At 62.4% G+C, this 21,050-nt stretch carries 17 protein-coding genes and 1 other RNA gene; 8 read left to right on the forward strand and 10 right to left on the reverse strand.

Annotated features, from left to right (window positions below; all coding sequences use genetic code 11):
- Position 1: 1 nt before the first annotated feature.
- Together rsmH and mraZ are read right to left on the reverse strand one after the other, a co-directional pair.
- Complete coding sequence (gene rsmH, locus CIT26_RS23555) at positions 2 to 1,033, reverse strand: 16S rRNA (cytosine(1402)-N(4))-methyltransferase RsmH (protein ID WP_167391524.1); 1,032 nt, start codon at positions 1,031 to 1,033, stop codon at positions 2 to 4.
- Complete coding sequence (gene mraZ, locus CIT26_RS23560) at positions 1,030 to 1,488, reverse strand: division/cell wall cluster transcriptional repressor MraZ (RefSeq protein WP_095494766.1); 459 nt, start codon at positions 1,486 to 1,488, stop codon at positions 1,030 to 1,032. The genes rsmH and mraZ overlap by 4 nt, the downstream gene beginning before the upstream one ends.
- A 405-nt stretch (positions 1,489 to 1,893) precedes the next feature.
- Here mraZ and CIT26_RS23565 point away from each other — a divergent pair, with 405 nt between their 5' ends.
- On the forward strand, positions 1,894 to 3,009 hold the full coding sequence (locus tag CIT26_RS23565) for a cystathionine gamma-lyase (protein ID WP_095494767.1): 1,116 nt from the start codon (positions 1,894 to 1,896) through the stop codon (positions 3,007 to 3,009).
- 9 nt (positions 3,010 to 3,018) lie between these two features.
- On the opposite strand, the gene CIT26_RS23570 is transcribed toward CIT26_RS23565, so the two are convergent.
- The 7 genes from CIT26_RS23570 to CIT26_RS23600 all read right to left on the reverse strand — a co-directional run bounded on the left by CIT26_RS23570 (position 3,019) and on the right by CIT26_RS23600 (position 7,323).
- The gene (locus CIT26_RS23570) at positions 3,019 to 3,189 is read right to left on the reverse strand and encodes a type II toxin-antitoxin system RelE/ParE family toxin (protein ID WP_245319529.1); all 171 of its coding nucleotides are present in this window, start codon (positions 3,187 to 3,189) and stop codon (positions 3,019 to 3,021) included.
- Positions 3,190 to 3,305: 116 nt separating this feature from the next.
- Positions 3,306 to 3,590, reverse strand: coding sequence for a type II toxin-antitoxin system ParD family antitoxin (locus CIT26_RS23575; protein ID WP_095494768.1), 285 nt, complete (start codon positions 3,588 to 3,590; stop codon positions 3,306 to 3,308).
- 184 nt (positions 3,591 to 3,774) lie between these two features.
- Positions 3,775 to 4,172: RNase P RNA component class A (gene rnpB / locus CIT26_RS23580), an RNA gene on the reverse strand.
- A gap of 59 nt (positions 4,173 to 4,231) precedes the next feature.
- Positions 4,232 to 5,011, reverse strand: coding sequence for a lytic transglycosylase domain-containing protein (locus CIT26_RS23585; protein ID WP_095494769.1), 780 nt, complete (start codon positions 5,009 to 5,011; stop codon positions 4,232 to 4,234).
- A gap of 184 nt (positions 5,012 to 5,195) precedes the next feature.
- Positions 5,196 to 5,963, reverse strand: coding sequence for an N-acetylmuramoyl-L-alanine amidase (locus CIT26_RS23590; protein ID WP_095494770.1), 768 nt, complete (start codon positions 5,961 to 5,963; stop codon positions 5,196 to 5,198).
- Positions 5,960 to 6,679 (reverse strand): J domain-containing protein, encoded by a 720-nt coding sequence (locus tag CIT26_RS23595; protein WP_095494817.1) that lies wholly within the window; start codon positions 6,677 to 6,679, stop codon positions 5,960 to 5,962. The genes CIT26_RS23590 and CIT26_RS23595 overlap by 4 nt, the downstream gene beginning before the upstream one ends.
- Before the next feature lie 443 nt (positions 6,680 to 7,122).
- Entirely contained in the window at positions 7,123 to 7,323 is a 201-nt protein-coding gene (locus CIT26_RS23600) for a hypothetical protein (RefSeq protein ID WP_023798723.1), read from the reverse strand.
- 200 nt (positions 7,324 to 7,523) lie between these two features.
- Here CIT26_RS23600 and CIT26_RS23605 point away from each other — a divergent pair, with 200 nt between their 5' ends.
- From CIT26_RS23605 to CIT26_RS23625, 5 genes are all read left to right on the forward strand, one after another.
- The gene (locus CIT26_RS23605) at positions 7,524 to 11,399 is read left to right on the forward strand and encodes a hydantoinase B/oxoprolinase family protein (protein WP_095494771.1); all 3,876 of its coding nucleotides are present in this window, start codon (positions 7,524 to 7,526) and stop codon (positions 11,397 to 11,399) included.
- A gap of 211 nt (positions 11,400 to 11,610) precedes the next feature.
- Entirely contained in the window at positions 11,611 to 12,858 is a 1,248-nt protein-coding gene (locus tag CIT26_RS23610; RefSeq protein ID WP_245319530.1) for a BtaA family protein, read from the forward strand.
- A complete protein-coding gene (locus CIT26_RS23615) occupies positions 12,855 to 13,541 on the forward strand; it encodes a class I SAM-dependent methyltransferase (RefSeq protein ID WP_095494773.1) in 687 nt (228 codons plus the stop codon). The genes CIT26_RS23610 and CIT26_RS23615 overlap by 4 nt, the downstream gene beginning before the upstream one ends.
- A gap of 424 nt (positions 13,542 to 13,965) precedes the next feature.
- Positions 13,966 to 15,618, forward strand: a complete 1,653-nt coding sequence (locus CIT26_RS23620; protein ID WP_095494774.1) for an alpha/beta hydrolase — start codon at positions 13,966 to 13,968, stop codon at positions 15,616 to 15,618.
- A gap of 103 nt (positions 15,619 to 15,721) precedes the next feature.
- Positions 15,722 to 16,927 (forward strand): M14 family metallopeptidase, encoded by a 1,206-nt coding sequence (locus CIT26_RS23625; protein WP_095494775.1) that lies wholly within the window; start codon positions 15,722 to 15,724, stop codon positions 16,925 to 16,927.
- Between the two features lie 271 nt (positions 16,928 to 17,198).
- Here CIT26_RS23625 and CIT26_RS23630 read toward each other — a convergent pair whose 3' ends face one another.
- A complete protein-coding gene (locus CIT26_RS23630) occupies positions 17,199 to 18,578 on the reverse strand; it encodes a serine hydrolase domain-containing protein (protein WP_095494818.1) in 1,380 nt (459 codons plus the stop codon).
- 330 nt (positions 18,579 to 18,908) lie between these two features.
- Here CIT26_RS23630 and CIT26_RS23635 point away from each other — a divergent pair, with 330 nt between their 5' ends.
- Both CIT26_RS23635 and CIT26_RS23640 read left to right on the forward strand, forming a co-directional pair.
- The gene (locus CIT26_RS23635; protein ID WP_095494776.1) at positions 18,909 to 19,700 is read left to right on the forward strand and encodes a glycoside hydrolase family 25 protein; all 792 of its coding nucleotides are present in this window, start codon (positions 18,909 to 18,911) and stop codon (positions 19,698 to 19,700) included.
- Between the two features lie 80 nt (positions 19,701 to 19,780).
- The gene (locus CIT26_RS23640) at positions 19,781 to 20,959 is read left to right on the forward strand and encodes a lytic murein transglycosylase (RefSeq protein WP_095494819.1); all 1,179 of its coding nucleotides are present in this window, start codon (positions 19,781 to 19,783) and stop codon (positions 20,957 to 20,959) included.
- Positions 20,960 to 21,050 lie beyond the last annotated feature (91 nt).

The raw sequence follows: 21,050 nt of genomic DNA on the forward strand, positions 1-21,050 counted from the left end.
CTCACCTCTCTCCCGGGCGGTCGGCACCGGGAAGTTTTGGGTCAGGAAGTTTTGGAAGCCCGAAAATCGAAAAGTCGCCGGCGCGCGGCGGTGCTTCGGTGCGGATCGCAGCGCGCAGCCTTGCCGAGCGTGCGCGCGGATTGGCTGATATCTCGGCCTCATCAGGCGTCACGCCGCCACCCGCCTTTTTGAAGGTGGCAGTGCGCGCTTGCGCCTCGGGCAGGTGCCGCGATCCGGTTGCCGCATCGGCGCGATCGGCGATGAAGCGCTTGACGATGCGGTCTTCCAGGGAGTGGAACGTCACCACGGCCAGCCGTCCTCCCGGTTTCAGCACGCGTTCAGCCGCAAACAGCGCTTTGGCCAGTTCGCCGAGTTCGTCATTGACGAAGATGCGCAGCGCCTGGAAGACGCGGGTCGCCGGATGGATCTTGTCCTTCGGCGCGCGGCCGACATGCGTCTCGATGGCGTCGGCAAGGTCGAGCGTGCGCTCGAACGGATGTTTTTCGCGACGGCTTTCGATCATGCGGGCGATGCGGCCGGCGTGACGCTCTTCGCCAAGAAACCCGAAGATGCGGGCAAGGTCGCCCACTTTGAAGCTGTTGACGACATCAGCGGCGCTGAGGCCAGCCTGCGCCATACGCATATCGAGTGGTCCGTCGGCGCGGAACGAAAAACCGCGCTCCGGCTGGTCGATCTGCATTGAGGAGATGCCGATGTCGAGCACGACGCCGTCAGCACTTTCGACATGCTCGTCCAATGTCGAGAACGGCGCCTGAACGAGCCTGAGCTTGCCGCCTGATTGTTGTTCGAGGACACGACCCGCAGCGATCGCATCCGGATCGCGGTCCATGGCGACGACCGAGGCGCCGCTTGCGAGAATGGCTTTGGTGTAGCCGCCGGCGCCGAAGGTGCCGTCGACAATCAGCTCGCCCGCTCCAGGCGAAAGCGCCTCCAGCACTTCGGCAAGGAGGACCGGAATGTGACGGGCCGGTCCGCCAGCGGCGTGAGGGTCATCGCCGTAGCCCGCCATCAGTCCGGTCGCTCCCCAGGCTTCGTCCCCTGCCGAAGCTGCAAAAGCCGGGCGCGTGCTTCCGCCCCATAGGCGGTGAGCCGTCCAGGTTCCCAGATCTGAAAGAAATTGCCGCGACCGACAAACGCCGCTTCCGCGGAAATGCCGGTGTGCTCGCGGATGAAATCGGTCATCGAGATGCGGCCGTCCTGATCGAGCTTGAGAAATGTCCCATCGCCATGGCAGAAGAACGACATGTCGTCCGCCGTCTGCAGGAAGGGGTCTTCCTGCGCGATGCGTTGCTCGTAGCGGTCGAGCAGGTCGAGCCCGCCGACATCCATCGCCGGGCGATCCAGGCAGCGCAGCGCATAGAGTTCCGAATAGCCACGTTTCTGCACAACCGCACGGAAATGCGCTGGAACGGACACCCGTCCCTTCGCATCGATCCTGTTCACCGCGCTTGACAGAAACCGGTCCATTACGCGTTACGGCCGCTTGCGCCGCCGCACCCCTCTGCATCTTCCCGCCCGCGCCGCCCCGGCGCGGTCCCTGCCCAAAACCCACTTCGTTCCAGGCGAAAACAAGCAAACGCGCAGCCGCCGCGGCTGCCCGATTGGCGTACGCTTCACCCTGACGCGGACCGAAGGCTTGAATATTGAAATGGGATATCATGGGGCGCTATGGGCGTCAACGGGAATAGGCTTCACAAACGCGCGCGCCACAACCGATGAGAGCAGCTTTGACGGCACTCCCGTCTTTATGCTCCATTAAGCCTAACGAAGCGTTTAGAGCGGTTTGCCGGCACGGATCGGCGCTTGCCTGCCGGTGTGACCCGGCATAGCGTCTGCGCATTCTTCTCCTCAAAGTCAGGGTTCGAAAAACCGATGTCCGAAACAGCGAAGTCGCGCGCCGCCACCCTCGCCCATTTGCGTGGCGTCAAGCTCGCCAAGGGCGATCCGGTTTCGCTGCCGCTGACAATGACGACAACTTTCCATCTGCCCGGCAATCCGGCCGGCGTCAGCCAGTACGGGCGTTACGACAATCCGACATGGGAGGCGGTGGAAGACATGCTCGGCCACCTTGAGGACGCGCCGTCCATAGCGTTCCCGTCGGGCATGGCCGCGATCGCGGCGGTCTTCTTCGCGCTGCTCAAGGCAGGCGATCGCATCCTGTTGCCGTCCGATGGTTACTACACGCCGCGCCTGCTTGCCGAGCGCTTCCTCAAACCTTTAGGCGTCTCGTTTGACACAAGACCGACCAATTCCTTTCTGGACGGCAGTTTCTCCGGCTACCGGCTGGTGTTCGTCGAGACCCCATCCAATCCCGGGCTGGACATTTGCGACATGGCCGGCGTGGCGCGCCTTGCGCACGAGGCCGGCGCGCTGGTCGTCGCCGACAACACCACGATGACGCCTTACGGTCAGCGCCCGCTCGACCTCGGCGCCGATATCGTCGTTGCCGCTGACACAAAGGCGCCCAATGGCCATTCCGACGCGCTGTTCGGCCATGTCGCCAGCCGTGACGCCGGGATCATCACCGCCATCCGCGACTGGCGCAAACTGTCGGGCTCCATCCCCGGACCATTCGAAGCCTGGCTGGTCCATCGAGGCCTCGAGACGCTGGAAGTCCGCTTCGACCGCATGTGCAAATCGGCCGAACTGATCGCCCGACGCCTGACAAATCATCGGAGCGTGAAATCCGTCCGCTTTCCTGGACTGGAGGATGACCCTTCGCACAATCTGGCGACCACCCAGATGGAACGTTTCGGCTTCCTTATCGGCCTCGACCTGGGGAGTGAAGCCAAGGCCGAAGCGTTCATCGGCGCCTGCGCCCTGATCCAGCCGGCGACCTCCTTCGGCGGCGTCCACTCTTCGGCCGAGCGGCGCGCCCGCTGGGGTGATGCAGTGCCGTCCGGTTTCGTTCGCCTGTCGGTCGGCTGCGAGCCGGTGGAAGCGCTTTGGCAGGCAATCGAGGTGTCACTGGACGGCGTCGACGGTTGAACGAACCGATCACGAAGCCAGATCGTCGGCTTCGATATTGCGCCGGCCATGCAGCACACGCAGGATCTCGACTGCATCCTCGCCGACACGGTACAAGGTGAGGTATTCGCCGACGACCAGATGGCGGATGCCGGGCGCAATGTCTTCGCGCGGTGCGCCGGAGAAAGGATGCAGGGTCAATCCCAACGCGTCTCCAAGACATTCACGAGGCGGATCGCCGCATTAGGATTGTGTTCGGCAATGTAGTCGCCGATAAGTTTCGAGGTCGATTAATGCCAGAGGAAGCAGGCGGTATTTCACTCCTCAAGGCCTTTGGCCTCGGCCATTTTCAGATATTTGGCGCGCAGTCGTTCCATGATCGGCGGCCCGTCCAGCGCCGGTCCGCTTTCGATCCCCTCCTGCACCAGCTTGCGCAACTCCTCGACTGTGTAGCCGTGCAAGTCACGGCGGTCCTTCCATTGCCTGAGTGCGTCGCGGATCACCTCACTCGCCGAAGCATATTCGCCGGCGGCGACCACATCGTCGACCGCCGCCGCCAATTCCGGCGAAAGCGTGATGCTGCGTTTGTCGACCTGACCCATGGTGCGCTCCTAACCACCCGCACTTGGGGAAGGTACGATTTAATCGCACCAGTTTCAAGAAACGCTTGCTTCACGCACAGCCCAGTGAAAGCTGATTCAGTCAATGAAGCGCCTGAACCAGCAGGCGCGCCCGAAGACGCAACCTGCTGATATCAGGGAATTTCCTTGTAGAATCTGGACGAAAATTGCCAGCTGGCCTGTAAGCCGGGTTCTGTATGGCCCTCACCCCTTGCGGCGCGAGAACGTGGCGGCCATTCATCTTGGGCGCATGTTGCCATGCACCTCACGCAACCTACCCGGACGGTGAGCCGGAAACAGCCCTCGAGGGTTTCCCCTCGCACCGCCCCTATTCGGTCTTGCTCCCGGTGGGGTTTACCGTGCCGCTCCTGTTGCCAGTCGCGCGGTGGGCTCTTACCCCACCCTTTCACCCTTACCACGACGGATCGTGGCGGTTTGCTTTCTGTGGCACTTTCCCTAGGGTCGCCCCCGCCGGCCATTAACCGGCACCGTGTCTCCATGGAGCCCGGACTTTCCTCACCCGCAGCCTTTCGGCTTCGCGGGTGCGGCCGCCCGGCCAGCTGGCAAGGCGTATAAAGGGATTCGCGTCCGAAAACGCAAACAAAAAAGCAGGCTCCGGCCTATTACGCCGGCGCTCCAAGCGCGGCCAGCTGAACCTTGACCTTGCCGCAATAGGCCGCGGATATCGGGTTCATACGCTTGGCGCCATGGCCGGCATTGTACTTGAGGATCGTGCCGCAGGTCGTGCCGTCGCCGAGGTTCCGCGCCATGGCGAGGTATTTCATGCCATATTTGATGTTGGTCTCGGGATCGTAGAGACCTTTGATCGAGCCGCTGTAACCCATCATCCGCGCCGTCGACGGCTTGATCTGCATCAGGCCGATCTCACCGGCGCTGCCGACCTGGTTCGGCTGGAAACTGCTCTCGATCATGATGACGGCCTTGGCGAGCGACACCGGCACACCATTGCTGGCGGCATGACGCTCGATGATCGTCGAATACTGGCCGCTGCCGCCAGCGGCCGCCGCCTTCGGCGCCGCCGCCCTGCTTTTCCGGCCGATCGACGCCGTCGTCGCCTGGTCGATGCGGGTCCTGTTGCGCTTCACATGCCGCTTGGAGACTGCCTTCTTTGCAGAGACTGGCTTTTTCACTTTTACCCCAGCTTTTTCCGCCTTTGCGGATGCTGGCTTTTTCACCTTTACCGCAGCAGCTTTTTCCGCCTTTGCGGAGGCTGTCCTTTTATCCTTTGCCCCCTGGCCGGCTTTCGGCGTGGCGGTTTTGTCGGACGCGGTAATGAAACCCTGGTCGGCCCGCTGGCTCAGTGGTGCGCCATTCGCAGCACCGATGGCAAAAGTCATTACGCCGGCAGCAACAGCTGCCGTTAAAACGGTCAATTTCTGCATGGGATCCTGTTCTGTTTGGACCGCGCGAAGAACTTCACGCAGCTAAGCTAATCAACATCGGAACATCTGGGGGGCCGTAGGTCCGACAACTTGCACGGATCGCCTTTGACGACCGAATTGGCGGCAAAAAAGGCGAGGCAAGTCACTTTGAGTGACAGGCTGTAACTTAACAGCTAGGAAAAGACTACTTGGACGGGACTGCCCTTACGGAAGCAAGCAGCCTTTCCAGCGTGCGGATTGTCGACCCGTCGGCCACGCCATCCACTTTGCGTTGGCGGAAGTGCCGCTGAAAAGCCTCGACCACGATTTCGGTTTGCCGGTCAAAATTGCCTGATATCTCCACGCCATAACCGTAGAGCGCCAGCATCGATTGCAGCGCCTCGACCTCGGCATTCGCATCGCCGGCCTTCAGCACCGCGCCACGCCTGACAGGTGCCGCTTCGACGAGATGGCCGACACCGGCCTCGAACAGGGCCTTCCAGGGGAATTTCTCGCCCGGGTCGATCTTGCGTCCCGGTGCTATGTCGGAATGAGCGAGCACCCGTTGGGCTGGAATGGAATGGCGCTGGACAACCCCCTTGCACAGGCCGATGACGGCATCGATCTGCCGTTTCGGAAAATTCCGATAGCCCAGCAAATGCCCCGGATTGACGATCTCGATGCCGACCGAACAGGAGTTGATGTCGGTGCGTCCGAACCACGAACTCTTGCCGGCATGCCAGGCACGGTCGCTTTCCCTGACCATCTGGACGATGCGGCCATCCTCATAGGCGATATAGTGCGACGAAACCTCACTGGCCGGATCGCACAGCCATGCTTCGGCGCCGGCGCCAGTCTGCATGCCGGTGTAGTGCAGCACGATCATGTCGGGCTTGGTCATCTCGCGTCGTGGACCGAAATTCGGCGATACCCCTACCTCGGCGCTCGGCTCGTCGGGCGGGAAGCCGCTCATGCGTGCCGCAGGCCTCGTTCGATCATCTCATAGGCCGCGTTGATTGCCGCTATCCTGCTGGTTGCGATCTTGATGAATTCCTGCGGCAGGCCGCGTGCGATCAGCCGGTCGGGATGGTTGTCCGAAACCAGCTTGCGATAACGCTTCCTGACCTCCTCGAACGTTTTTCCCCGCTCGATGCCAAGCACGACATAGGGATCGGCCGCACCCAGGTCGACGTGCCGGGCCAGAATGCTCTGGTAATGCGCCTCCTCGATCCGGAAGATCTCGGCGATACGATGCAGGAACTGGCCTTCGCGCTCGTGGACCAGCCCGTCAGCCTTGGCGATATGGAACAGCCCGTCGAGAATGTCCTCCAGCATCGCGCAGTTCGAATGGCCGGAGCCGCAAAGCTGCGCCATCCGCGCGGCATAGGTCTCGAAGCCGGCGATGTCGCGCTTGGCCAGATCATAGAGCCGCGCCACATTGCGCGTTTGGTCCTTCGGCACTTCGAATATCTGCTGGAAGGCACGCACCTCGTCCTGCGTGACGATGCCGTCGGCCTTGGCCATCTTGGCCGACAGCGCGATCATCGCCACCGAGAAGGCGACGCGCCGGCGCAGATCGGGGTCGCCGGAGAAAACCGTGCGCACGGCCTCGACGACGTCGGCGACACCCGACGAGGTTGAGGACGAAACGCGGGTGATGAAGTCGCCGAGGCGATCCCAAATCGACATGAGCATCTATTAGGGCTAACCGGCCACCGCTATCAAGCGAAGACAATGCCGCAGGGCCGGCCCAACCTATTTCGCGGGAAGCAGCCGGCGCCAACCGTCGATCATGGAAAACCTACAGACGGCCAACCGCAACACCGGCCATAGCGTGCGAAGCCGCAGCCTTGCGACATCTTGCTGTTCGTTGCCGCTCTGGCGCGAGCTTCATCTACGTCGTCTCGGGGAAACTGCCGCGGCAAATGCGGGCTGGTAAGCCGTCTGCTGGGCGCCGCGTCAGTCAGGCACAATTGCCTGCACGCCTTCGTCACCTTGGAATTTCGACCCTTTCTGTGGGCGAAAAAGTGACGGGCGAACGGTGCTGCTCGCGCTTGCGGCGATGGCCGCAACGCGCGTGTCCTGAAGTCAGAAGGCCGGCATGATGCCGGCCTTCTGTTCGTCACATCAGACTACTGCGCAGGCGCAGATGGCTGTGCCGGAGCCGGCTCGGCCGGCTTCGTGGCGTCAGGGGCCGGCTGCATCGGTTGTTCGTTCGCCGGCGGATTGGTGCTCTGCGTGGTGGTGGCGTCCCCGCCCGTGCCGCTGTCGCTGCAAGCCGCAACGCCAAGCAGGGCAAGCGCCGAAACCGACGCAAGAATGAGTTTCTTCATGACATCTCTCCTCTAATCACGCCCCCGCTACCGGGTGACGATCGAGGACAGAATGCATCAGGCGCCTATGAGTTTCATAACGTTGCGTTTCCGCATGTAACATCATCTGCTTTTGCCGTTGCCGGCGAAGCCGTGGCGAACTAACACCAAGCCATGACGAATTAACAAATTGAATCAATAAAATGCCTGGGAGAGCTGCCGTGACCGCCAAATGGGATTTCTGGATCGACCGCGGCGGCACCTTCACCGATGTCATCGGCCGTGACCCGGAAGGCGGGCTGCACCCGCGCAAGCTGCTGTCCGAGAATCCTGAAGCCTATGCCGACGCCGCCATTCAGGGCATTCGCGATCTGCTCGGATTAAAATCCGGCGCGCCGATCCCGTCCGGCCTGATCGGCGATATCAAGATGGGCACCACCGTTGCCACCAATGCGCTTCTGGAGCGCAAGGGCGACCGCGTGCTGCTGCTCATCACCAGGGGATTTCGCGACGCGCTGAGGATCGCCTATCAGGCGCGGCCCGACATCTTCGCCAAGGAGATCGTCCTTCCCGAGCAGCTCTACGAGTGCGTCATCGAGGTCGACGAGCGCGTGCGCGCCGACGGCCGCGTCGAACGGCTGCTCGACATTGCCGCCTGCCGGCCGGCGATCGAACAAGCCAAGGCCGACGGCGTCGACGCCGTGGCGATCGTCTTCATCCATGCCTGGAAATATCCCGATCACGAAAAAGCGGTTGCAAAAGTCTGCAGAAAACTGGGGTTTCGCCAAGTCTCGGTCAGCCACGAAGTCTCACCGCTGATCAAGCTGGTCGGCCGCGGCGACACCACCGTGGTCGACGCCTATTTGTCACCGATTCTGGCAAGGTATGTGCAGAGGGTGGCGGGAGAGCTGGGCGTCCTCTCCCCCCTCGAGGGGGAGATGGCTGCGCAGCAGCCAGAGGGGGTCGCCCAAGGCAGCGCGAGGCTTCAAGGAACGTCGAGCACTGCCGCAACGACCCCATCCGGCGGCTCCGCCGCCACCCTCCCCTCAAGGGGGAGGGAAAGTCCCCGCCTGATGTTCATGATGTCGTCGGGCGGCCTCACCGCCGCCGACATGTTCCAGGGCAAGGACGCGTTGCTGTCCGGTCCGGCCGGCGGCGTCGTCGGCATGGTCGAGACGGCGAAGCTCGCCGGTTTCGACAAGGTCATCGGCTTCGATATGGGTGGCACCTCGACGGACGTAGCCCACTATGATGGCGACTATGAGCGCGCCTTCGACACCGAGGTTGCCGGCGTGCGCATCCGCGCGCCGATGATGCGAATCCACACTGTCGCCGCCGGCGGCGGCTCGATCCTGCACTACGAGGCCGGCCGCTTCCGCGCTGGGCCGGATTCGGCCGGCGCCAATCCGGGCCCGGCCGCGTACCGGCGCGGCGGTCCGCTGGCCGTCACCGACGCCAACGTCATGCTGGGCAAACTGCAGCCCGATTTCTTCCCGGCCATTTTTGGACCCGGCCAGAACCAGCCGCTCGACGTGCAAACCGTGCGCGAGAAATTCGCAGCACTCGCAGCCGAAATCGGCGACGGCCGCTCACCGGAGGCGGTGGCCGAAGGGTTTGTCACCATCGCCGTGGAAAACATGGCCAACGCGATCAAGAAGATTTCCGTGCAGCGCGGCTACGACGTCACCGAATATCTCCTGAACTGTTTTGGTGGCGCCGGTGGCCAGCACGCCTGCCTCGTTGCCGACGCACTCGCCATGGAAGCGGTGCTGATCCATCCCTTCTCCGGCCTGCTGTCGGCCTATGGCATTGGGTTGTCCTCGATTTTTTCGTCGCGCCAGCAGGCGCTGCTGAAACCGCTGGCGGAAGACTCCAGGCCGGCGATCGACGACCTTATCGCGACATTGCGCAAAGCCGTCATCGACGAGCTTGCAGCACAAGGCATCGCCGAGGACGCCGTCGCCTCGAAACCGGTGCTGCAGGTCCGCTATGACGGCACCGACACCGCGCTGCCGGTGAATTTCGAGCACGGCTCTATCGAACGCGCCAAGGGCGATTTCGAAATGGCCCACAAGGCGCAGTTCGGCTTCGTCTATGACGACAAGCCGATGATCGTGGAATCGGTCGGCGTCGAAGGCATCGACACCGGCGGCACTGGCCGCGACGAAAGTGATTCAGTCCTTGAGGACATCGCCGCAACCCCTTCGCAGAGTCGGAAAATCTTCGCCGACGGCACCTGGCGAGACGCCGGCATCTTCCGCCGCGAGGTACTCAAACCGGGGTACAAGGTTGCCGGCCCTGCCCTGGTCATCGAACCGAACCAGACCATCGTCGTCGAGCCGGGCTGGCAGGCCGGGATCACCGCCAAAAATCATGTGCTCTTGCGCCGCATCGAGAAAAAGCGCCGGCAGGCGGCGCTCGGCACCGAGGCCGATCCGGTCATGCTGGAGGTGTTCAACAACCTGTTCATGTCGATCGCCGAACAGATGGGCGTCACGCTGCAGAACACCGCCTATTCCGTCAACATCAAGGAACGACTGGATTTCTCCTGCGCCGTCTTCGATCGTAATGGCGCGCTGGTCGCCAACGCGCCGCACATGCCGGTGCATCTCGGCTCCATGGACCGTTCGGTGGAAACCATCATCCGGCTGAACTCCGGTGACATCCACCCCGGCGACGTCTTTGCACTGAATGCGCCTTATAATGGCGGCACGCATCTGCCTGATATCACCGTGGTGACGCCTGTTTTTTCCCTCCCCCTCGAGGGGAGGGTGGCCGCGAAGCGGCCGGGTGGGGTCGCTGCGGCAGTGCTCGACGTTCCGGCGGTGCCTGCTGAGAAGACCCCCTCCGCCGCCTTCGGCGGCACCTCCCCCTCAAGGGGGGAGGAGATCCTCTTCTACGTCGCCTCGCGCGGCCATCATGCCGATATCGGCGGCACCGCGCCTGGCTCGATGACGCCGCTCGCCACCACCGTCGACGAGGAAGGCGTGCTGTTCGACAATTTCCGCATCGTCGATCGCGGCCGGTTCCGCGAGAAGGAACTGCAGACGCTGCTCACCGACCACCCCTACCCGGCACGCAATCCGCATCAGAACGTCGCAGACCTCAAGGCGCAGATTGCCGCTAACGAAAAGGGCGTCGCCGAACTGCGCAAGATGGTCGCGCATTTCGGCCTCGATGTCGTTGTGGCCTACATGGGTCACGTCCAGGACAATGCCGCCGAAAGCGTGCGCCGTGTACTGGAGCGGCTGCCCGACAGTTCCGTATACGAGTATCCGACCGACACCGGCCAAGTCATCAAGGTGAAGATCTCGGTCGACCGGAAAAAACGTGAGGCGACTGTCGACTTCACCGGCACCTCGCCGGTCATGAAGAACAATTTCAACGCTCCCGAGCCGGTCGCCCGCGCAGCCGTGCTTTATGCCTTCCGCGTCATGGTCGAGGACATGATCCCGATGAATGCCGGCTGTCTGAGACCCATTAACATTATTATTCCCGAGGGTTGCATGCTGAAACCGACCTACCCAGCGGCGGTCGTCGCCGGCAATGTTGAGACCTCCCAGCATGTCACCAATGCGCTGTTCGGCGCCATGGGCGCGATGGCCAACGCGCAAGGCACAATGAACAATCTCACCTTCGGCAACAAGCAGTACCAGTATTACGAGACGATCTGCTCCGGCTCGCCGGCAGGCCGGATGAACTCCGGCCGCGGCTTTGCCGGCACCTCCGGCGTTCACACCCACATGACCAATTCGCGCCTGACCGACCCGGAAGTGCTGGAATTGCGCTTTCCCGTCCTGCTCGAGGATTTCCACATCCGCGAAGGCTCCGGCGGCAAAGGCAAATGGAGTGCCGGCGACGGCACCGAGCGCACCATCCGTTTCCTCGAAAAGATGGAATGCGCGATCCTGTCCTCACATCGCAACCGCCCGCCGCAAGGCCTGGACGGCGGCGGCGATGGCGAGGTCGGCTCGACCAAGGTCCGCCGCAAGGGCGGCCGCATCGAAATCCTGAAGGCTTGCGACCAGACGGTGCTCGAGGCCGGTGAAGCCGTCATCGTGACGACGCCGACGTCGGGCGGATTTGGCCGCTCCTAGAGGAGGCATCCAGAATTCGCTCCGGCGAGTCAGGTGGGGTGGTTTTTGAGAACCGAAGCGGAGCGGACATTTGGGTCCGTGAGCATCGGAAGCGCAGAAAACCGCATCAGATGACCGCCGGAGTAGATTTATCGATGCCTCCGACTGTCACCGGCCTGTCATAACGCTGCGCTACCCGCTTGCGGCAAAGCAAACGGGGAATCGCCTTGCCATGACCGACATTTCCGGAGAACTGGTTTTTCGCCGCGGCAAGGAAGTTGGCAAGGCCGTCTACCAGAACCGCCCGCTGTCGAAGGCCGGCCTCTCCGAACGGCTCTTCGCGTTGCTGTTTTCCGGCCTCGTCTATCCGCAGATCTGGGAAGACCCCGATGTCGACATCGACGCGATGCAGCTTGGCCAGAGCCACCGCGTCGTCACCATCGCCTCGGGCGGCTGCAACATTCTCGCCTATCTCACCCGGTCACCGGAACGGATCGACGCCGTCGATCTCAACGCTGCCCACATCGCGCTGAACCGCATGAAGCTCGAAGCGGTGCGCCATCTGCCGTCGCAGGGCGACCTGTTCCGTTTCTTCGGCGCTGCCGAGACCCGTCACAATTCGCAAGCCTACGACCGCTTCATCGCGCCGCATCTCGACCCGGTCAGCCGCCATTACTGGGAGCGTCGCAACTGGCGCCGGCGTCGCCGCATCGCCGTCTTCGACCGCAATTTCTACCAGACCGGGCTGCTCGGCTTGTTCATCGCCATGGGCCATCGCACCGCCAAATTCTTCGGCGTCGATCCGGCCGGCATCATGGAAGCCAAAAGCCTCGCCGACCAGCGCCGCTTCTTCGACGAGGAACTGGCCCCGGTCTTCGAAAAACCGCTGCTGAAATGGGCGACCTCGCGAAAAGCCTCGCTGTTCGGTCTCGGCATTCCGCCGGCACAATATGATTCGCTGATCACCTCGGGCGACGGCACCATGGCCAGCGTGCTGAAGGCCCGGCTCGAAAAGCTCGCTTGCGATTTTCCGCTAGAGAACAACTATTTCGCCTGGCAGGCTTTTGCCCGCCGCTATCCCAATCCTGGCGAGGCGGCACTGCCCGCCTATCTCGAAAAGCGCAACTACAAGACGATCCGCAACAATGTCGACCGCGTCGCCATCCACCATGCCAATCTGATCGAATTCCTCGCCGGCAAGGATGCCGGTTCGGTCGACCGCTTCGTCCTGCTCGACGCACAGGACTGGATGACCGACGACCAGCTCAATGCGCTGTGGGCCGAGATCACCCGCACCGCGTCGACTGATGCCCGCGTCATCTTCCGCACCGCGGCCGAACCCAGCCTGTTGCCCGGCCGGGTCTCGAATTCGCTACTCGACCAGTGGAATTATGCGGACGGGGCCTCGCGCGAATTCTCGGCCCGCGACCGGTCGGCCATCTATGGCGGCTTCCATCTCTATGTGAAGCAGGCCGCATGAGCGCGACCGAACTACCGGCCAGGCACGCCGAACCGCCGGCCAGGCACGCCGAGCTGATGGATGGCGTCTACCGCTGGCAGCGCCACATCTACGACCTGACCCGCAAATATTACCTGCTCGGCCGCGACCGGCTGATCGCAGGGCTGGATGTGCCCGCAGGCGGCACCGTGCTCGAACTCGGCTGCGGCACCGGCCGCAACATCGTCCTCGCCGCCCGCCGCTATCCCGACGCCCGCTTCTTCGGCCTCGATATTTCCACCGAAATGCTGGAGACGGCCAGCGCCGCCATGGCCCGCGAAGGCTTGTCCGGCCGTGTTGCGCTGGCGCGCGGCGATGCCACCGATTTCGATGCGGAGGCGCTGTTCGGCCTGGCTACCTTCGACCGCATATTCGTGTCCTATTCGCTGTCGATGATCCCCGGCTGGGAGAAGACGGTGTCGGCGGCACTTGCCGCCCTCTCGCCAAACGGCTCGCTGCATGTCGTCGATTTCGGCCAGCAGGAGGCCCTGCCCGGCTGGTTCCGCACACTGCTGCGCGGCTGGCTGAGAAAATTCCACGTCGAGCCGCGTGAATCCCTGCGCGATGTCCTGGAATCGGAAACTGCAAAAGTCGGCGCAAGCCTTCGATTCAGAACACTTTATCGCGGCTATGCATGGCTCGCCGTGGTCGGGCAGCGCAGCTAGTCAGGGTGTGTTGAAATTCAGGTCAGGCCGAGCCGGAGTCGAAGACGGGCAACTTCGCGCGTCAGGAGCGGACATTGCCATCCACCTCGCCACGCTCTTCACGAGAACGAACTCTGAATCGGATTAGACTAGACCTGGCGAACGCCGCTTGTGTCTTCCGGCGCGAAAGGCCAACGCTCAACCGAGTATCCTCTTGACTCGTCCGGGCTTCCCCGGTGCGGTCGCGCCATTTGCAAACATCGGCTCTCCAACAGCGACGGGGATTTTTGGCGATCGCAATGCAACTCAACCAGATATTGCGACTTGCCACACGGAGCAGCTGGAAATTTATCCTGCCCTCCTTCTACAAAACGCGAGAGCAAGCCATGATGGGCTAGTCGTATTCATCGCGAGACCGCTATCCTAGGAGAAGCGAAGCGGCCAAATGCGTAACTGGGTGACAAAGTTCTGGCGCTCGCTTTCTGCCGGCGGCCTCGTCGTGGGCACGCTGTTCTTCGTAGCTTCTCTTACGCCGACCCTTGTTCCTCGAACCTATCTGACCCAGGGCCTGCTCTCCGGGGCATGTTTCGCCGCCGGATACGGCATCGGAGTCGCCTGGCGCTGGCTGTGGGCCTATATGGAGCTTCCGGAACCGCGTGAGCGGTTCCTGCTTGCTCTCAAGATCGCCGTCGCGGCCATTTGCGCAGCGATCGCCATCTTGTTTTTATGGTGGGCAGCGGAATGGCAAAATTCAATCCGTCAACTGATGCACCTCGAACCCGTGACGAGCGCGCATCCGCTTGAAGTCTGCGTCATCGCGATCGTCACGTTCCTGATGCTCATCGCGCTGGCCCGGCTCTTCAAACGCATCTCCCGTTTGGTTTCAGAAAGGTCGGGCCGCTTCGTCCCCCGCAGGGTCTCGAATGTGATCGGTTTCACTGTCGCGATACTGTTGTTCTGGGCGGTCGCAAATGGCGTGCTCGTTCGCTACGCGCTCTACGTCGCCGATTCGTCCTTCGCAACGTTTGATGCCCTCGTCGAACCGGATCGAGCGCAGCCGATACCTCCGCTCAAGACCGGCAGTGCCGCTTCCCTCGTCACCTGGAAAGAACTTGGACGGGCAGGACGAGAGTTCATCGCGACGGGACCTACCGCTAGCGAGATAAGCACGTTCACGCAAAAGGATGCGCGCGAACCCATCCGGGTCTATGTGGGGCTTCGGGCGGCCGACACTGCCGAAGAGAGGGCGCAACTTGCCCTTGAGGAATCAAAGCGCGTCGGGGCCTTCGAACGCTCCGTACTGGTCGTCATCACGCCTACCGGAAGTGGCTGGATCGATCCCGCCTCGATGGATACGGTTGAATACCTCCACAATGGCGACGTGGCGAGTGTTGCCCAGCAGTACTCCTATCTGTCGAGCCCGCTATCGTTGCTGGTCGAGCCGGAATACGGCTCGGAAGCAGCAAGGGCTTTGTTTGCCGCAGTCTATGAATACTGGACGACGCTTCCCCACGACAGGCGACCCAAACTCTATCTGCATGGCCTGAGCCTCGGAGCGATGAACTCCGAGAGATCGGTGGAGCTTTTCGAGATCCTTGGTGACCCTGTCCAAGGGGCGCTGTGGAGCGGTCCGCCCTTTGAGAGCAGAATTTGGCGCAGCATAACGGAGCATCGCAATGCCGGTACGCCCGCTTGGTTGCCGCGGTTCCGGAATGGTTCGTTCGTCCGCTTCATGAACCAGAATGGCGAGGCCGGTCCGGCGGACGCGCCTTGGGGTCCCATGCGCATTGTCTACCTCCAATATGCCAGCGATGCGATTACGTTTTTCGATTATCGCGACTTCTATCGTCGTCCCGAGTGGATGGACGCTCCACGCGGCCCGGACGTCTCGCCGGAACTGCGGTGGTATCCGGTGGTATCGATGCTACAGTTGGCCTTTGACATGGCCGTCGCGACCAATACGCCGATGGGCTATGGTCATGTCTTTGCGCCCGAACACTACGTCGACGCGTGGCTCGCGGTGACTGATCCGCGGGGCTGGTCTGCCGACCAGATCGCGCGATTGAAGCAGTATCTTGCCGCTCGCGGCAGGATGTGATCGCTGCCCGCGACGAGTGCGTTATGCGAGCGGTTTGCTTACGAAAGTCTACACGTTTGGCATTCGACTTTGGCTTTCCATACGACATAAGGAGATCCTCATCATGTCGGACAAACCTAAAAAGGGCCTCGATCGCCGGGATCTAATTGTAGCATCCATTGCCTCGGTAGGCGCGGCGGCCGTCTTCGCGGCCAATGCTGGTCCTGCGAACGCCCAGGACTCAGCGGCTTCATCTGTTAGCCCGACACCGGGTGCGCCATCAGCAACGGTCTATACCGGCGATGTGATCCAGGGGAAAAAAGTCGTCAGCGTGCTCGACGTCAAGGACCTGGAGCCCGGCAAGGAGCATTTTTTGTATTTTCAGGGCGTGCAGATGCCCACCGGACAGCACTGGTATGTGTCTGTGACGGTCGCTAGGGGGGCAAAGCCGGGCAAGCGCGCTGTCCTGGTCAGTGGTGTGCATGGTGACGAGATGAGTTCTGTGCATACGGTCCAGACCGTGATGAACCAACTTGATCCGGCGGAGATGTCGGGCACGGTGATGGCGGTCACGGACGTGTCCCGTCCAGCCATGGAAAGCATGCAGCGCAGATGGCCCAATTCTGGCAGGGGCATTGACCTGATCGACATGAATAGGGAATGGCCCGGCAACGAGAACGGTGCCAGTGCGGCCAGCCGCCACGCCGGTCTCCTGTTCAACCGGCTCCTTCGGCCGAACGCTGACGTCGCAATCGACTTCCATACCGGGACGACCGGATTCGATGCCTCCGCATTCAATATTGGCGACATGGATGTGCCCGAGATCAAGGCGATGCTGGAACTTTATCCAGTGGGCCAGATCTTCGACAATCCTGTGTATCCAAGTGTCCTTCATAACGCGTTTGTCGCCGCGGGTATCCCATCCTTTTGTCCGGAGGTTGGTGCTGCGCGTATCCTCGACCTTGAGATGATTCCCCTATTCGTTGAAGGCACGATGAACGTCCTCAAGCATCATGGCATCCTTGCCGGGCCAATGGGACGCACAGGCAAGGATGTGAATGTTTTTGTCGGCAACAGTGCGTTCCCGATCCTGGCAACCCAGGCCGGATTCGTCGAGCATCTGGTCAAGCTGAACGACAAGGTCGGACCCGGACAGAAAGTGGCCATTCAGCGTAACAGCTTCGGCGAGGTGGTTGCGGAGTACACCAGCAGCGTGGCTGGAGAGGTGGCGGGTCTGCGCAGCGATACGACGGCCGAGGCCGGCAATACCTTGGTATTTGTCCTTTTCCACAGGGCGGCGCCGGAGGGCGTCGAGACTTATCCCGAGTAGTTCACACCCTGCCGAGGCGGCTTAGGTGAACTGACGAGCGATCGCGCCAATCCAAACGCGTCGCCGAAGTGGTGCCTATGGTGAAATTCGATATCGCCGGACTGGAGGCCGCGCCGACAGATTGAGCCTTACCGTGCTCGTAGGATCCGTACTCCAAAAACGACTAGCGACGGAGCGTCCGCTTCCCACCCAACTTGCGTCGTCCCGGCTCTCGGCGTCAAATGTCCGAGAAGGGTTCGAACTCGGTCGTTCAGGTGATTGGGTTTTGACCCTAATGCAGCGCCTTCACCAGCGCTGCCACCATCGTCTGCGGCCGGTAGCGGAGCTTGGCGGGCGTCAGGCCGAGCCGCACCACCACCAGCTGCTCCGAGGGGATGATGGCGACCGTCTGCCCGTCATGGCCTTCCAGCCAATAGGTATCCCCAGGCAGGCCCGCAGCGATGCCGGCGCCGGGGTTCTCCTCGTCGCCCGGCCCCTCGATCCACACCTGGCCCCTGCCGTAGACTTTCGAGGCGGGTACGGCTTCCCGCATCCAGGCGACGAAGCCGGCAGGCAGTATCTCCTTGCCGTTCCAGACGCCGTCCTGCAGCAGGAATTGGCCGAAGCGCGCCCAGTCGCGCGCGGTGGCGTAGAGATAGGACGAGCCGACGAAGGTGCCGTGCTCGTCGGCCTCCAGCACCGCGCTCTTCATGCCGAGCGGGTCGAACAGTGCGACCCGTGGCCACGCCAGCGCCTCGTCCTTATCGCCGATCGCATCCTGCCAGAGCCGCGACAGCATCACTGCCGTGCCGCTCGAATAGGAAAATACCTTGCCCACCTCGCCGGTCAGCGACTTGGATCCGGCAAAGCCCGCCATATCAGGCTCGAGGTAGAGCATCCGCGTCACGTCGGTAACGTCGCCATAATCCTCGTTGAACTCCAGCCCGCTCGACATCGCCATCATATCAGCGAGACTGATTGCAGCGCGGCCGTCGGCTTTCCAGGGTCCGAACAGGCCCTGGTTCGTCATCACCACCTTGCCGTCCTTCACCACCGTGCCGACAATCGCGGCATTTACGGTCTTGGTCATCGACCAGCCAAGCAGCGGCGTCTTTTCGGTAAAGCCGTCGCCATAGCGCTCGGCGATGATGCGGCCGTTCTTGACCACCACCACCGCCCGCATACCGGCGCCGGTCATTGCAGGATCGCCGAGGATGTTCGCGATTTCGGGATTCTGCGAGGCATCGACCCTGTCGCCCTCCGGCCAGTGTGCATCGAGCGGCGGCGCCGGTGTCAGCGCCGGCCCGGCGGCTGCTTTGGCCGTGGCGATGTCGCCATCCGGAACCGAAGCACAGCCGAGCCCGTCTCGAACGACCGCGACGCTCTTGCCGAACACGCCGAACAGCCCCGCCCAAACCGTGCCCTGCTCCTTGTCGACGGAGACCCTCATCAGCCTGAGCAGCGGATGGCCCGGCGCCTGCACGTCGACGGCGAGCACCTCATCGGCATCGCGTCCGGCGATAAAGACATTCGAGCAGACGATCTTGGCCGTATAACCCGAGCCGACGCGGATCAGTTCCGGCGGCGCGATGTAAAGCCAGGCGGCGAGTGCTGCGACCGCCAGCACGGCCAGCCCGAGCAGCCATTTCACCAGCCTCAGAACAATCCGCATTTCCGACTCCCCCCGGACGCTCATCCATGCCATCGATTTGCCGCCATTGCTTCGGCAAAATCGCGGTTCTGGTCGAGCGCTGTCAACGGAATATCAACCATAATCGGCGATCACTGATGCATGTCACCCAAAAGCATGCCCCCGGGCCCGAACCGGGGGTGCGCAGCGGTTTTGGGATAACGACATGCATAACAAAGATTAAGGCGCGCCGAAGCGGCGCACTCTAAAAGATAGAGCGGTCCTGTGGGGCGATCGCTTGGGGGCACGGTCGAGGGACCACCTGCAGCAACAACCCATCAGCGGCCGGCTGAAACCGGTTCAGGAGTAGCGATGCGCCGTTTCGCGGCTTTCATCTTGCTGACGCTGCTGGGCGCCTGCTCGACCGTCGACGATCTTGCGCCGTCGCTGCCGGGCGCCCCGACCGTTGCGGTGCGCGCACCCCGTTTTGACGACTCCGACCCGCATGAATGGGACAGCGGCGCGCCGTGGAGCTATGCCGTTCACGGCACCGACGTCTCCAAATACCAGACCTCGGTCGATTGGCCGGCTGCCAGGGCCAGCGGCATTTCCTTCGTTTTCATCAAGGCGACGGAAGGCGGCGATCGCTTCGACGCGTATTTCAACGAGCATTGGAGCCGCACGAAAGCCTCAGGAATCCCGCGCGCGGCCTATCATTTCTACTATTTTTGCACACCGGCCGCCACGCAGGCGCGCTGGTTCATCCAGAACGTGCCCAAGGACCGCTCGGCGATGCCGCCGGTTCTCGACATGGAATGGAACCCGCAATCGCCGACCTGCAACCTGCGCCCCGATGCGGCCACGGTGCGCAGCGAGATGAGCACATTCCTCGAAATCGTCGAAAACCACTATGGCAAGAAGCCGATCATCTACACTTCGATCGATTTCTTCGACGACAACGGCCTGTCGGTTTTCCGCGACTATCCCTATTGGCTGCGTTCGGTGGCCGGCCATCCGCGCAAGAAATACGGCAGCCACCCCTTCACCTTCTGGCAGTACACCGGAACCGGTATTGTGCCGGGCATCTCAGGCAAGGCCGATATCAACGTTTTCAACGGCTCGGAAGCAGCCTGGAACAAGTGGCTGCGGCAGAACACCCGTTGACACCGGGCCTGCCGCCTGCTTTTCGACACAGCCAAATGAAGGATGCTTGCAACCGCTGGTGATCTTCTTGGGGGATGGCGATGCGATTGCGCTTGGAAATTCTCGCGGCGCTGCTTCTGGCCGCCACGGCGGCGCCAGCGGTGGCACAGCAATGCGGCGGCGATTTCGAGGCATGGAAGCAGGGCGTAGCGGCGGAGGCCAGGAACGCCGGCGTCGGCACTGCCGGCCTTGAGGCGCTGGAAAAGGCCACCGCCGACAAAAAGGTGCTGGCGCGCGACCGCGCCCAGGGCGTCTTTACCCAGACCTTCATCGAGTTCTCGAACCGGATGATCTCGGCCTACCGGCTGAAGCAGGGCGCCGCCAATCTGAAAAAATACGCCGACGTCTTTGCCCGCGCCGACCAGGAATTCGGCGTCCAGCCGCCGATCATCGCCGCCTTCTGGGCGCTGGAAACCGATTTCGGGGCCGTGCAGGGCGATTTCCACACCCTGAACGCACTGGTCACGCTCTCGCATGACTGCCGCCGCCCGCAGCTCTTTCGCCCGCAGATCACGCCGCTGCTGACCCTCATCGATCGCGGCGTCGTGCCGGCCGATGTCACCGGCGCCTGGGCGGGGGAAATCGGCCAGACGCAGATGCTGCCGTCCGATTATCTCGGCCGCGGCGTCGATGGCGACGGCGACGGTCTGGTCGACCTGCGCAGCAGCGCGCCGGATGTTATCATGACCACGGCCAACAAGATCATGTCGCGCGGCTGGAAACGCGACCAGCCCTGGATCGAGGAAGTCCGCGTGCCCGACGACATGCCATGGGACCAGACTGGCCGCACCAACAGGCTGCCGCTGACGCAGTGGGCTCAGTGGGGTGTCACCAACCCCAACGGCACGCCGCTTGTCGACAACGGCCTGAAGGCAGGTCTCGCGCTGCCCATGGGCCGCAAGGGGCCGGCCTTCCTCGTCTACGACAATTTCGACGTCTACCTCGAATGGAACCAGTCCTTCACCTATGCGCTGACCGCGGCAAATCTCGCCTTGCGGCTGGCGGGTGCGCCGCAATTCGATCCGCGCAATCCCGAACCCGGCCTCAACGGCGCCCAGATGAGGGCATTGCAAACAAAGCTCGAGGCCAAAGGCTATGACGTCGGAACGGTCGACGGCATCCTGGGCACCAACACCCGCGAGGCGATCCGCAAGGAGCAGATGCGGCTTGGCCTGCCGGTCGACGGCTGGCCGACGCCGGAGCTTTTGGCGAAGCTGTAGCTCCTTTTTTCCTTCTCCCCTTGTGGGCTAGCGTGCGCACACATTTGCGTCTTGGGGATGTCAAGCGGGAAGGTCGGCGGCTGCGAAAAGG

It is taken from the genome of Mesorhizobium temperatum, from assembly GCF_002284575.1.
Taxonomy (GTDB): domain Bacteria; phylum Pseudomonadota; class Alphaproteobacteria; order Rhizobiales; family Rhizobiaceae; genus Mesorhizobium; species Mesorhizobium temperatum.